The 14,047-nt window shown below is 52.2% G+C and carries 11 protein-coding genes; 3 read left to right on the forward strand and 8 right to left on the reverse strand.

What is annotated here, in order from left to right:
* The 3 genes from HVE01_RS16685 to HVE01_RS16695 form a co-directional block, all read right to left on the reverse strand.
* Positions 1–825, reverse strand: a complete 825-nt coding sequence (locus HVE01_RS16685; protein ID WP_125753568.1) for an ABC transporter ATP-binding protein — start codon at positions 823–825, stop codon at positions 1–3.
* Positions 825–1,955, reverse strand: coding sequence for an MlaE family ABC transporter permease (locus HVE01_RS16690; RefSeq protein WP_125747640.1), 1,131 nt, complete (start codon positions 1,953–1,955; stop codon positions 825–827). The genes HVE01_RS16685 and HVE01_RS16690 overlap by 1 nt, the downstream gene beginning before the upstream one ends.
* Before the next feature lie 95 nt (positions 1,956–2,050).
* Positions 2,051–3,751: a SulP family inorganic anion transporter gene (locus HVE01_RS16695; protein WP_125747642.1), complete on the reverse strand. Its 1,701-nt coding sequence runs from the start codon at positions 3,749–3,751 to the stop codon at positions 2,051–2,053.
* Positions 3,752–3,981: 230 nt separating this feature from the next.
* On the opposite strand from HVE01_RS16695, the gene HVE01_RS16700 reads away from it, so the two are divergent.
* Positions 3,982–5,637: a methyl-accepting chemotaxis protein gene (locus tag HVE01_RS16700; RefSeq protein ID WP_146945148.1), complete on the forward strand. Its 1,656-nt coding sequence runs from the start codon at positions 3,982–3,984 to the stop codon at positions 5,635–5,637.
* On the opposite strand, the gene rarD is transcribed toward HVE01_RS16700, so the two are convergent.
* On the reverse strand, positions 5,608–6,516 hold the full coding sequence (rarD, locus tag HVE01_RS16705) for an EamA family transporter RarD (RefSeq protein WP_125747646.1): 909 nt from the start codon (positions 6,514–6,516) through the stop codon (positions 5,608–5,610). The two genes, HVE01_RS16700 and rarD, sit on opposite strands and share 30 nt — an antisense overlap.
* Before the next feature lie 72 nt (positions 6,517–6,588).
* Between rarD and HVE01_RS16710 the strand changes: the two genes are divergently transcribed.
* Both HVE01_RS16710 and HVE01_RS16715 read left to right on the forward strand, forming a co-directional pair.
* Positions 6,589–7,404: an amidohydrolase gene (locus HVE01_RS16710; RefSeq protein WP_125747648.1), complete on the forward strand. Its 816-nt coding sequence runs from the start codon at positions 6,589–6,591 to the stop codon at positions 7,402–7,404.
* A complete protein-coding gene (locus tag HVE01_RS16715) occupies positions 7,404–8,108 on the forward strand; it encodes a pseudouridine synthase (RefSeq protein ID WP_125747650.1) in 705 nt (234 codons plus the stop codon). Before HVE01_RS16710 ends, HVE01_RS16715 begins: the two co-directional genes overlap by 1 nt.
* Positions 8,109–8,278: 170 nt before the next feature.
* Here HVE01_RS16715 and HVE01_RS16720 read toward each other — a convergent pair whose 3' ends face one another.
* The 4 genes from HVE01_RS16720 to HVE01_RS16735 form a co-directional block, all read right to left on the reverse strand.
* The gene (locus HVE01_RS16720; RefSeq protein WP_125747652.1) at positions 8,279–9,877 is read right to left on the reverse strand and encodes an ABC transporter ATP-binding protein; all 1,599 of its coding nucleotides are present in this window, start codon (positions 9,875–9,877) and stop codon (positions 8,279–8,281) included.
* Entirely contained in the window at positions 9,870–10,943 is a 1,074-nt protein-coding gene (locus HVE01_RS16725; RefSeq protein ID WP_146945149.1) for an ABC transporter permease, read from the reverse strand. The genes HVE01_RS16720 and HVE01_RS16725 overlap by 8 nt, the downstream gene beginning before the upstream one ends.
* Before the next feature lie 2 nt (positions 10,944–10,945).
* Positions 10,946–12,019: a microcin C ABC transporter permease YejB gene (locus HVE01_RS16730; RefSeq protein WP_125747656.1), complete on the reverse strand. Its 1,074-nt coding sequence runs from the start codon at positions 12,017–12,019 to the stop codon at positions 10,946–10,948.
* 113 nt (positions 12,020–12,132) lie between these two features.
* Entirely contained in the window at positions 12,133–14,013 is a 1,881-nt protein-coding gene (locus HVE01_RS16735; protein ID WP_146945150.1) for an extracellular solute-binding protein, read from the reverse strand.
* Positions 14,014–14,047: the final 34 nt, after the last annotated feature.

The following is a 14,047-nucleotide window of genomic DNA, read 5'->3' on the forward strand; positions in this document are numbered from 1 at the left end:
TCACTCCTGGACGTTTGCGTTATTTGAAGAAGCGGTATGAGCACGCTGAGCGGCTCGGCCACGCGGGCCGTGAAAGTAGTCTTGAATCCACTCGTCGTTGGTGTCCGCTACTTTATCGATGGTATCCACAACTAATACGCGTTTTTGTGAGAGAACCGCTACCCGGTCACAGGCGGCGTAGAGCGTATCCAGGTCGTGGGTTACCAGGAAAACGCTGAAACCCAGTGCATCGCGAAGGGTGACCAGCAACTGATCGAAGGCCGCGGCGCCAATAGGGTCAAGCCCCGCGGTGGGCTCATCCAGAAACAGGATGTCAGGATCCAGTGCTAAGGCACGGGCAAGGGCGGCGCGCTTGACCATGCCCCCAGACAGTGACTCAGGAAACTGCAGCGCAGCCTGTGGTGGAAGCCCGACCAACGATAGCTTGACCCTGGCAAGATGCTCGGCGTCTTCACGGGGTAGTCTGGCGTGTTCAATTAGCGGTAGGGCAATATTCTCTTGCAAGTTCAATGAGCTGAACAGTGCACCGCGCTGAAATAGCACGCCAAAGCGTCGCTCTATTTGACTGCGCTGTGCCTCGTTAAGCTGATTAAGAGTTGTGCCTAGAACTTCAACCGTGCCGTCATTGGGGCGCTTCAAGCCGACGATGCTGCGCAGCAGCACTGACTTGCCGGTACCAGAACCGCCTACAACGCCGAGGATTTCCCCGCGTTCAAGGGTCAGGTCTAAATTTTCGTGAACCACATGAGTGCCAAAGCGGTTCACCAAGCCTCGAACCTTAATGACCGGTAAGTCGTTTTGCTCAGTCGGTTTATCTGAATTGATCACCAGCCCATCTCCATAAAGAATAGCGCGGCGACGGCATCAATTAGAATCACCATAAAAATCGATTGAACGACACTTGAAGTGGTATGTTCTCCCACTGACTGCGCGCTACCGCTGACCTTAAAGCCTTCCAGGCAGCCGATCACGGCGATCACGAAGGCAAACACTGGTGCTTTACTAAGTCCGACCAAAAAGTGTGTCACCGATACGTCTTTTTGCAGCGTGGTCATAAACTGGGTAAGTGAGATATCCAGTGCCAGAGAGGTGACCATGGCGCCGCCCGCTAAGCCGCTGAGCATACCTACAAAGGCAAGCATAGGCAGGCTAATTAACATCGCCATTACCCGTGGGAGTACCAAAAGCTCGATAGGATCAAGCCCCTGCGCCTGAAGGGCATCGATCTCTTCATTGGATTTCATGGCGCCAATTTGGGCGGTAAAGGCACTGGCGGTTCGTCCCGCGAGTAGGATCGCAGCAAGCAGAACGCCGAACTCTCGCAAGAATGAGAATGCCACGAGATCGATAGTATAAATTGTGGCGCCAAAATCCTGCAAAACGGTAGCGCCAAGGAAAGCCACCACGGCGCCCACCATAAAGGTGAGTAGCGCAACGATAGGGACGGCATTCAGGCCGCTCTGCTGGATATGTGCCACAGTGGCCGTTAAACGCCAGTGACGTGGCCGCAATATCAGCTGGAAAAGAGTGGCCACCACCAGGCCAATAAAGGCCAACAGCTGGCGCTGCTGGGACCAAAGCCCCACCATTTGTTGACCCACGCTGGCAAGTGCTTGGCTAATGCGCGAATAGGCAGGCGTATCAACGTCAAGCGGCGCTTCCATCGCTTCGGCAATACGCACTAGCAACGCCTGCTGCTCTTTCGGCAGTTCGGCTGCCCAATCTGCTACCGATTGCGCTTTCTCAACGCCAATCAGCTCCACAATGAGTATGGCACCAGCGGTATCAAGACGAGTTATTGCTTCTAGTGAAACCGTCGTATCCGTTGGCTTGCCAAGCTCAGTTTGAGTTTCACTGTGCTGAAGCGCCGCTTTGATATGGCGATAATTGGCAAGCGTCCACTCGCCTTTAAGGGCGACTGTTTGATCATCACGCGCTATCCACTCGCTTGGCATCCCTGCTCCTTATCGACATCCACGACAGTGGTAACACTATGATGCATTCAAACAAGCGTTAGTTAAAGGTGTTTGGTAAGCTAAATAAAACATACTTAGGAAAATTCTCGCCAAGCAGCATAAGTGCTAAGAAAAACACGTCCGGTCAGGGCCTCTAAAAAATCACTCTTTTTGAGCTGATCCATAACGGGACCCTTCACCTCGGACAGGTGAAGCTTGACTTCGGAATCTTTTAAACGCGCATTGATAGCATCCAGGCTCTCGAGCGCTGACGCATCAATTAAATTAACGGCTGAACAGATAAGCACGACGTGCTCCAGTTCGGGATAGCTGGCAACTAAGTTATAAACGGTATCTTCAAGGTAGCGGGCGTTTGCAAAATAGAGGCTTTCGTCGATTCGCAGTAGCGCCACATTACTGACAGTTTCAACATCGTGGCGTTCAGTATTTCGAAAGTGCTCGGTGTCCGGCACCCGGCCAACCAATGCGCTATGGGGGCGGCTGGTGCGATACAAGAATAACGCGATAGAAAGACTAACCCCGCCGATAATGCCAGCTTCGATACCTTCAACTAGGGTGAGCAGAATTGTGACCGCCATCGCGGCGAAATCACTGCGAGAATAGCGCCACGTTTGGCGCAACATGGGAATATCGACCAGGGTTAAAATAGACACGGTGATGGTCGCCGCCAGCGTAGCAATCGGCAGGTAGTAGAGCCAGCCAGTAAACGCCATCGTTATCAACGCTATTCCCAGTGCTGCAAAGGCTCCGGCTGCGGGGGTTTGTGCCCCAGCATCATAGTTGATTACGGTGCGTGAAAGGCCACCGGTGACTGGCATACCATTGGTAAACCCAGCGGCTAGATTAGCGGCACCTAAGCCAATTAGTTCCTGGTTAGGGGAGATACGTTGGCGCCGCTTTGCTGCCAACATTTGCCCCATGGAAACAGACTCAACAAACCCCACCAAACTAATGAGTAGCGCCGGGATGAACAGGGCGCGCCATAGTGACGTATCTGCCCAGGGAAAGCTTAGTGCAGGTAGCCCACTGGGAATGGCGCCGACAATGGCAACGCCTTGGTCGGCTAACTGCCAATGCCAAGTAGCCAACGTCGTAATAACCACTGCAAAGACAGGGCCAGCCTTGATGATTAAATCGGCGAGCGTTTTAGGCAACCCAATAGCGCTGAGGCTCCGCTTACCAAAACGCCGCATCATGACGAGGAAAAATAGCGTTCCAGCACCAATTGAAAGCGTATAGGGATTAAAGGCGGCAAGATTGGGTAACAGGGTTATCACACGCTCTACCAGCGTAAAGCCACTGCTGGAAACACCCATTAGGCTACCCAACTGACTAACGGCAATCAGAATGCCCGATGCGGTTAAAAAGCCTGAAATAACGGGATGGCTCAAAAAATTGCTAAAAAAGCCCATTTTAAGGGCCCCCATCGCGACCAATATACCGCCAGAAAGTAATGAAAGTATCAGCGCAGCTTGTAAATACTCAGGGCTGCCGGGCGTTGCAACAGCGGAGAGTGCTGCGCCCGTCATTAACGCAATGATAGCTACCGGGCCAACGGCTAGAGTGCGGCTTGTGCCCAAAACGGTGTATAGAAGTTGCGGCAAAATACTGGCATATAGGCCCACCACCGCGGGCAAACCTGCAAGTAGGGCATAAGCTAATGACTGCGGAATCACCATCACCGTTACGATGAGTCCGGCTAATATATCGGCACCTAACAGGCGCTTATGGTAGTGAGGCAGCCACGTAAGAATAGGAAAATAGCGCTTGAACATAAGCTCCTGGCGTCAGCTTCATTTTGTAAAACCCAACTCATTGGTGAGTCCGTCAGTTTAACGCGTTGTGCCGACAATGATGGCCTTTACTTGCCAATAAAAGCATGTACTGACCCGAAAGTGCTACTTCATTCATTAGCATAACCCGTTAAGCTGAATGAAAAGTGGCCCATCGCTCCTTCTTTATTGATCGACTGCTCAATAACGTCAAATATAAAAGAGTATCCCACATGCGACTACTTCGGCTATTAGCGCCCTTGACAGTGCTAAGTGTTTCTATTTGGATGATGACTGAACCGGGTGCTTTTCCCTATATTGCGCTGCTGTTGGCGACGGGGGCTGGTGCAGCTTTAATGCTCGTAACGATGACGTCAGTTTATTCAGCTGATCAACTACGTTTGACGAAACCCATTCACGGTTTCAAGCCCATTCGTGACTATGCTTCGCTTCGTGCAATGGCCTATCGGTTGATGAACCGGGCAAGTAGCACGGCCATCGCCTCTGCAGAAGTTTCTCATTACGCTGATCTTATGGCGCAACGCCTTACTCAGCAGGAGGCCATGGCGAGTGATGCGTCATCAAGCATGAACGCTATTAATGCTGCCATTATGCAAGTGAGTGCCAGTGCTAGCCATGTCGCCGCGCTTGCCGAGAGCGCTCGTCAGGCAAGTCATCACAATCATGATGAGCTGGCTGATATTATTGGCGATATGAGTGATGTTGCCGAACGCTCTGATCAAGCGCTGGAAATGCTATCGGCGCTAAACGATAAAATTGAGCGTGTTCGCAATGTGACGTCGATGATTGAGGGGATAGCAGAACAAACGCACCTGCTATCACTCAATGCTTCTATTGAGGCAGCTCGAGCGGGAGAACATGGGCGAGGGTTTGCGGTTGTTGCGGGCGAAGTGCGTAACTTAGCACTCAAAACGTCAACGGCGACACAAAGCGTCGATGAGCTTGTTAAGGATATGCACCAGAGTGGCCAACGTGTTGTTGGTACCATGGGCGGGCTGATGAATCGTATCAGAGAGCGTTCCCAGGGGATGCAGCAGGTGGGCAGTAGTCTTGCCACCATCACGCAACAGTTCGATCAAGTTGAGCAGGAGATCACCAGCGTCGCGGAGGCAATGGAGAGTACCAAAGTCCATAGCCAAACCGTTGCTGATAGCTTGCGTCAGCTGGAAGACGATGTAGATGAGGGCAATCGCGATATGCGCGATTTAGCCCAGCAAGCCCGGGCATTAATGGACGCTGCAGAAGGCGTTGATGGCGAGCTGGCACAGCAGCGTTTGCAGGGGCGTCATCAGCATGTGTTTAGCGTCGCTCGTCAAGCGGCGAACCGTATTGGTAAATCGTTTGAGAAAGCGATTGCTTCCGGTGAAATATCAGAAACGTCGCTATTCCAACCTGATTACAGGGTCATAGCTGGGACACAGCCGCCGCTTTACCACACCGGCTTTGATGCATTCACAGACTTACAGTTACCCAGCTTGCAAGAACCGTTGCTTACTGAGCACGGGTTAAGTTACGCCATTGCATGTGACCGCAACGGCTATGTGCCTACCCATAACGCAGCCGTTAGCCGCGAGCCCACCGGTGATTACGATCACGATCTCAAGTATTGCCGCAGCAAACGTATTTTTGATGATCCGACTGGCAGCCGTTGCGGCGCCCATGAGAAACCGCTGCTGCTACAAACCTATAAGCGTGACACGGGCGAAATCATGCACGATCTTTCGGTTCCCATTTACATTAATGGCAAGCACTGGGGAGGCTTTCGCGTGGGCTACCAGCCTGAAAAGACAAATAACACCAGTGCAGTGAGTATTGAAAAACCAGCGGAAGAATTAGCCTCAGGAAGCCACCTGCTGGCGCGAACGTGATTGCCAAGAAGACCAAGAATATAGCGCTAAGCTCGCCCAGATCATCACAAAGGTCGCTAACTGGATGAGCCCTAGAGGCTCGCCAAAGATAATGATTGCAATCAAAAACTGAATGCTGGGGTTGATGTACATCAGGAAGCCTAGCGTTGCCAGCCGTAAGCGTCGTGCAGCCCCAGCAAAGGCCATCAAGGGCAGGGCAGTTAACACACCGCTAATTATTAGCAGGGCACTCATCGGCACATTATGAATAAAGTGAGACTCCCCCTGCCAACTAAGCCAAGTGAGCGCTATTAGTGCTAGTGGGAACAGCAACAGCGTCTCTACAAACAGGCCAGAAAGCCCATCAAGGGGCACTTGCTTACGAAACAATCCGTAGCTACCGAAGCTGAGTGCTAGCAATAGGCTGATCCAGGGCAGCTCACCTAGCATCACAAACTGGATTGCAATCGCTAAACTTGCCAAACCAAGCGCAACCAGCTGGAGGCGAGCCATTACTTCGCGTAGCACCAACACGCCTAAGGCAATATTGACTAGCGGCGTTAGAAAGTAGCCTAAACTGGCTTGCAACACTTGTTTGCTTTCAACAGCATAGATATAGAGGCCCCAGTTAAAAGCAATCAGTAACGCGCAGGCGAGTACGCGCCCCAAGCGCTTGGGCTCAATAAGAGCTTTAACCACTGGTGTCCATCGGCGCAGTACGCTGATTAGCACGACCAGAAAAAGGCACGACCACAAAATCCGATGTATCAGGATTTCAAATGCGGGAATGCCATCAAACAGAGCGAAAAATAGTGGGAAGCAGCCCCACATAATGTAGGCCGTTAAGCCAAACATAACGCCTTTGACCGCTTCAGGGTCCCTTGATGCGGGTGGAAACATAGCAGCCTCACTAATTAAAAATGCTAATCTAGCACATAATTGATGAATACACTGATGCATAGGAGACATGGCATGAGTCAACTGAAAACGAGCTTAGTGCAGTGCGATTTGCGCTGGGAAGACCCTCAAGCCAATCATGCGCATCTCGAGCGGCTATTAGGCGAATTAGATAGCCGCGATACCGACTTAATTGTGTTGCCAGAGATGTTTGCAACAGGGTTTACCATGAATTCACGGGAAATGGCCCAGCCCATGAGCGCCAGCCAGAGCGTTGCTTGGTTACAAACGCAGGCCAAGGCGAGAGGCTGTGTCATGACCGGCAGCGTGGCAATTGTCGATGAAGGGCAATACGTCAACCGTATGGTCTGGGCTACCCCCAGCGGCGACTTACAGTACTACGATAAACGCCATTTATTTCGTATGGCCGGAGAGCATGAACGCTATGCTATGGGCAACAGCCGGAAGATCGTTGAACTGAAAGGCTTCAGGCTGCTATTGAGCGTATGTTACGACCTGAGGTTTCCCGTTTGGATGCGTCAGCAGCCAGCAGAAGGCGAACATTTCGAGTATGATGCCGCGCTGTGTGTGGCGAACTGGCCTGCACCCCGGCGTCATCCATGGCGCACGCTTTTACAAGCGCGTGCAGTTGAAAACCTAGTTTATGTAGTAGGTGTAAACCGCGTCGGTGAAGATGCCAAAGGACTCGCCTATAGCGGCGATTCCATGCTGGTCGATTTCAAAGGGGAACCGCTGATCGACCACCCTGCAAACTCTCCGTTTATTGAAACGGGGACGCTAAATAAAACGGACCTAGATGCTTTTCGAGAAAAATTTCCTGCCTGGCAAGATGCCGACCGCTTTTCGCTTCTGCCAGGAGTGGGTCAATAATGCGCCTTGATCGCTTTTTGAGTGAAACAACCCCGCTAACGCGCAGCTTAGCAAAGCGGGCGTTAAAAAATGGCGAGGTGACCCTGAATGGCGAGCCCATTAAACAGTCGGCGACCCAAGTTGACACTCAGAACGACGAAATAAAACTCAACGGTGAGACGCTAGCACTGGTTGGGTTGCGTTACCTGATGATGCATAAACCGCTGGAAGTAGAGTGCACTGCCCGCCGTGGGCTCTATCCAAGGGTGATTGACCTTATTGATCTACCCAAAGCAGAGCGACTGCAGCCAGTAGGGCGGTTGGATGTAGATACCACCGGCTTGTTACTGCTCACTGATGATGGCCAATGGTCCCATCGTGTCACCTCGCCGCGCCATCGCTGTGCCAAGGTGTATATTGCTGAGTTGGCAGAGCCTATGGAAGGTAGCGCCGCTGAGTGGGCAATTCGCCAAGTAGAGGAAGGGCTTCTACTGGATGGTGAGGAAACGCCAACGCAACCTGCCGTATTGAGGTTTATTACTCCCCAGCAAGCGGAACTGACCATTACAGAAGGGCGCTATCACCAAGTAAAACGCATGTTTGTAGCGCTAGGCAATCACGTCAATGCACTGCATCGCCGTTCGATTGGTGATGTGGTCTTGCCAGATGACCTAGCACCTGGTGAATGGCGTGAGCTAACGCCTGAAGAAATTGCCAGCTTCTAAACACGCTTAGCGTTACGGCTAGTGACTCAAACGTCCCGGTCAGCACCTTCGTGCCAAACCAGGGGCGTTTTTTTATGAGTAATAAATATTTATACCGTTATCTTGCTTCTGTATTTGCACGTAGTTGCACTGAGAAAGTGCCAAGGCACACTTTTTTGTTAATCAGATAGCTAATGCAAGTGGGCGGCTTCTATCAACGCTTTGGTATAGGGGTGCTGTGGGGCGGCGAGTACTTCCAGGCAATCGCCTTGCTCTACCACATCGCCATCTTTTAGCACCATAATGCGGTGGGCCATAGCACGCACCACGGCAAGATCATGGCTGATAAACAGGTAGCTTAGTTGGCGGCGTGCCTGAAGTTCGCGCAGTAGCGTGACCAACTGTTTTTGTACGGTCCGGTCTAATGCTGAGGTGGGCTCGTCCAGTACCAGTAGTTCAGGTTCTAGGATAATTGCCCGCGCCACTGCTATGCGTTGGCGTTGTCCCCCCGAAAACTCATGAGGGTAGCGGGCAGCGCAGCTTTCCGGCAGGCCCACCTCTTGCAGCGTGCGATGCACGCGTTCGGTAACTTCTGCATGGGTTAAGTTAGGGTGATGAAACTGTAGACCCTCACTGACAATATCAAAGACCGGCATGCGTGGGGAAAGCGCACCGTAAGGATCTTGAAACACCATTTGTAGCCGATGGCGCTGGCGTCGCAGCGTATCGCCAGAGAGTTGACTTAGCGTGGTGTCGCCCAGTATCACTTCACCTTGGCTAGCGACTAATCGCATAACCGCTGACGCCAGCGTCGTTTTTCCAGAGCCTGATTCGCCAACAATGCCCAGCGTTTCACCTGGAGCGATGGTTAGATCGGTGGCTTTCAGGGCCTCAAAAGCCGGGGGCTGGCGCTGAAAGAGCCCTGTCCTTGGGCGCGAGAAACTCACGCTAAGCTGGCGTGTGGTCAAAAGCGGTGTGGTATCGGCAGGCTCAGCAGGTCGGCCTTCTGGTTCGGCGGCAATAAGGGCTTTGGTGTAGTCGCTTTGGGGATTATTAAATACATCGGCAACGCTACCGGTTTCCTGAATTTTCCCTTGATACATGACGCATATCCGGTCTGCATGGCGACGTACCAAATTTAAGTCGTGACTGATAAACAGCACACCCATGCCGTGATGATCGCGGAGTTCTTTCAGCAGGGCTAAAATCTCTTGCTGAACGGTCACATCGAGCGCCGTCGTTGGCTCATCCGCAATCAGCAGTGCCGGATTATTGGCAATGGCCATGGCGATCATTACCCGCTGGCGCTGGCCGCCAGAAAGTTGATGTGGCCAGGCGTCAAGCAGTTCGTCAGGACGCGGTAGTTTGACTTGTTCTAACAGTGCCTTGGCCCGTGTACGTGCAGCCTGCCCGCTAAGGCCCTGGTGTAAACGCAGGGTTTCACCTATTTGCTTGCCAATGCGGTGAAGCGGGTTGAGCGACGTCATTGGCTCTTGGAAAATAAACCCCACCTGATTACCGCGAATACCATTCCAATCACGTTTGGCTAGTTGATTAAGGTCGGTTTCTGCTAACCAGCGCTGACCGCTTACGCTAGCATTGTCAGGCAGTAAATTAATCGCACCCAGTGCAGAGACCGACTTCCCAGAGCCCGACTCCCCCACGATAGCGAGCGTTTCGCCCGCATTGACAGTGAGAGAGAGGGAATCGACAACGACGTTGCCATCGAAGGAAACACAAAACTCGCTTAAGCGCAGGAGTGGTTTGGCAGTGTTGGCGTGATTAGGCATGCTTGGCTTCCTGGGCGGGTGACTGATGCTGGTTCACATGTCGTGGGTCGAAGGCATCGCGAAGTCCTTCACCAATAAACACCAGTAGTGAGAGCATAATGGCAAGCGTCATAAACGCGGTGATGCCCAGCCAAGGCGCATGCAGGTTGTTTTTGCCCTGTGCCGCGAGTTCGCCAAGTGACGGCGCGCCAGGTGGTAAACCAAAGCCTAAAAAGTCCAGCGCGGTGAGCGTGCCAATGGCACCAGTGAACAGGAAGGGGATAAACGTTAGTGTGGCTACCATCGCGTTAGGTAGCACGTGGCGCCACATAATCAGCCGAGAGGGTAGCCCCATGGCCTTGGCCGCACGAACGTACTCGAGATTGCGTGCGCGCAAAAACTCGGCGCGCACAATATCAACCAGTCCCAGCCACGAAAACAACAGCATGATGCCCAGTAACCACCAGAAACCGGGCTGTACAAAACTGGCCAATATAATCAGTAGAAATAGCACCGGTAATCCCGACCAGATTTCTGTGATGCGCTGTCCGATGAGGTCTACTTTGCCGCCAAAATAACCCTGCACACCGCCCACTACTACGCCCAGTATTAAAGAGCCTGCGGTGAGCACTAGGGCAAAGGCAACCGACAGTCGAAACCCGTAAATAACGCGTGCTAATACATCACGCCCTTGGTCATCGGTACCCAACCAATGGCGCCTATCTGGCGGTGCAGGCGAAGGCCTAGTCATCAGCATATCAAGGGTTTGATAGGAGTAGGGAATAATTGGCCATAGCGCCCAACCGTGATCGCTGATTTGCCGTTGGACAAAGGGATCTAGGTAGTCGGTACGGGTGGGTAAGAAACCACCGAATTCGGTTTCCGGATAATCGACCAGTAGCGGTACATACCACTGCCCGTCATATTTCATGACGAGAGGCTTGTCGTTGGCGATCAGTTCAGCCAATAAGCTGATAATAAACAGAACGCCAAATAGCCACAGCGATACTCGGGCGCGGCGATTGGCTTTAAATGCTGCTAGGCGACGCAGCGTAATCGGCGAAAGACGCGAGCTGATAAATGTCATGTTTATGACTCCCTCGACGCAAAATCAATGCGTGGATCTACCCACACATAGGTCAAGTCGGATATTAGCTTTAGCAGCAGTCCGATCACCGTATACAGAAATAACGTTCCGAAAATGACCGGGTAGTCTCGCTGCATTACTGCCTCAAAGCCTAATAAGCCGAGGCCATCCAAAGAGAAAATTACCTCGATGAGCAGTGCGCCGGTAAAGAAAATGCCAATCATTGCAGAGGGCAGCCCAGCAATGATGATCAGCATGGCATTGCGGAAAACATGGCCATACAAAATGCGCTGCTCGTCGGCACCTTTGGCCCGGGCTGTCAGCACGTACTGCTTATGAATTTCATCCAAGAAGCTGTTTTTGGTCAGCATGGTGAGGGTGGCAAAACTGCCAATCGCGGCAGCCAGCACCGGTAGGGTGATATGCCAGAAGTAGTCTTTAATTTTGCCCCAAGCGGATAGCTCGGCGAAATCGGGCGATGTTAAGCCGCGTAGAGGAAACCAATCCAGGTAAGTGCCACCCGCAAACACGACAATAAGCAGAATGGCGAACAAAAAGCCCGGAATGGCATAGCCTACGATCACCAGACCTGAGGTCCAAACATCAAAGCGAGAGCCGTGCCGTAGCGCTTTGCGGATGCCTAAAGGAATAGAAATGAGGTAGACCAGCAGCGTTGTCCATAAGCCTAATGAAATAGACACGGGCAAGCGCTCGATCATCAGTTCAATCACCGGCCGATCACGAAAAAAGCTGGTGCCAAAATCGAAAGTGAGATAATCCACCATCATGCCGATAAACCGTTCATGAGCGGGTTTGTCAAAGCCAAATTGCTGCTCTAATTGCTCGATAAAGCGTGGATCGATTCCACGCGCGCCCCTAGAGTCATCGCTAACTTGTACATCCGCGCCCCCCATATCCAGGCGTGTGCTTGCCATGGCATCGGCCCCCTCAAAGCGGGCCAACATTTGATCAATGGGGCCCCCAGGGGCAGCCTGAACAATCATGAAGTTAAGCAGCATGATGCCGAACAGGGTCGGAATCATTAGTAGCAGTCGGCGTAAGGTATAACGTGCCACAGCGCTCTCCATGAGTAATTGAGGCTAAAAGTTATTGCCGGTAAGTTGTTATAACTATGTTGAATGAATCTAGGTTTGATGAATCTAGGTTTGATGAACCTAGGCTGGCGAAATCAGCGACGCCGGTGACGGCGTTGTAGTTCTGCTTCCCGATCGGTGTTTACCCACCAAGCGTCTAAATCCATGGCATAAGCCGGAAACGGTTCTGGGTAGCCAAATTTATCCCACACAGCAATCCGCGTTTCGCCTGAATGATAGTGGGGGATAACATAAAAGCCCCAGCGCAGCACGCGATCAAGCGCTTGGGTAATGGTATCCAGCATTTCACGGTCATCTGCACGAATCAGTTGCTCCACCAGTGCATCGACAGCCGGGTGGGCAAGGGCCATGCGGTTGCGACTTTGGGGTGCCTCTGCGGCAGCACTGGTCCAAAAATCACGTTGTTCATTGCCTGGATTGTTAGACTGAGGGAAGTGGCTGATGACCATATCGTAATCGTAGCTGCGTACTCGGTTAAGATATTGATTGATATCGACAATGCGCAGCGACGTTTGAACCCCAAGGCGTGCCATATTGCGTAGCATGGGTTGCACAACACGCTCCAGGCCCGAGTCGTAGAGCAGTACTTCCAGGGTAAGTGGTCGGCCAGTCTCAGTGTTGATTAGTACGCCATCTTCTACGCGATAGCCAGCGTCGCGCAGCAGGTCAAGTGCAAGCCGCAGGCGTTCACGCAGCTCTGTGGGGTGTTCGATGGGCAGTGGGTCAGTGAACAGTCGTTCTGAATGATGCGAGTCTATCAACGCTTCACGAAAAGGTTCGAGTAGCGCAAGTTCTTCTTCTGATGGCGTTCCAGTAGCTTCCATTTCAGAATTTTGAAAAAAGCTTTCTGTGCGCCGGTAGGTGCCATAGAAGATATTGGTGTTGAGCCAGGGGAAATCAAACGTGAGGCTCAGGGCTTCTCGAACCTTTGGGTCCTGAAACTTCTCTTTGCGTAAATTGAAGACAAACGCCTGCATCATGGAGGGGTTAACATCGGGTACGGTAATCCGCTTAATTAAACCATCTTGGTAGGCAGGAAAATTATCATAGCCAATGGCCCAAGTGGCCGCACGTGCATCCGTTCTGAAATCGGTAAGGCCTGCTTTGAAAGCTTCCCAGGCAATATCGCGGTCACGGTAGTACTCGTAAACAACACGGTCGATGTTGTAGCGACCCACATTGACGGGCAGGTCTTTGCCCCAATAGTTGTCATCTCGTTGATAGACAATGCGCCGCCCAGGATCTACCTCGCTAATACGATAGGGGCCTGAGCCTGGATGTGCATCCAGAGTCGGAGAGCTGAAGTCGCGGGGTTCCCAGTAGTGACGAGGTAAGATAGGTAACTGGGCGACAATCAGTGGCAGCTCGCGTGAATCAGTGTCATTAAATTCAAAGCGCACTTGATGATCATTTAAGGCGACAGCGCGTTCGACACCGGCGTAATAGCTACTGTAGAAGGGGTTGCCTTCTTCACGCAGCAGGTTCAGTGAGAACACCACGTCATAGGCCGTTACCGGCTCCCCGTCTTGAAAGCGAGCTTCTGGGCGCAAATCGAACTCTATCCATCGGCGTTCAGGGTCCAGGCGGACGCCTTCTGCCAGCAGCCCGTACAAACTGAAGGGCTCGCCTGGATTACTGACCATCAACGAGTCATAAATATGTGAAATACCGGTAGCAGGCGTGCCGCGAATAATAAATGGGTTGGTAGAGTCGAAACTGCCTCCCACGGCGGTACGGGTAATCGTTCCGCCCTTAGGGGCGGACGGATTAACATGGGGGAAATAGGCAAAATCAGCAGGTAGCTGTGGGCTATTGTAGAGAGATAGCCCGTGTACGGTCTCGACGGGGGTAGCGGTGTTGATTTCGACGTCGTTTTCAGAAGCTAACAGCGACAGGCTCAACAGCAAGCCGCTGGCTAACAAAAGTACTTTGGTAAACAACACACCGCGTGGCATTAGTAACTTCCTGTAGCAACAAAGGCTTAGAAAC

It is taken from the genome of Vreelandella venusta (genome assembly GCF_007989605.1).
GTDB lineage: Bacteria > Pseudomonadota > Gammaproteobacteria > Pseudomonadales > Halomonadaceae > Vreelandella > Vreelandella venusta.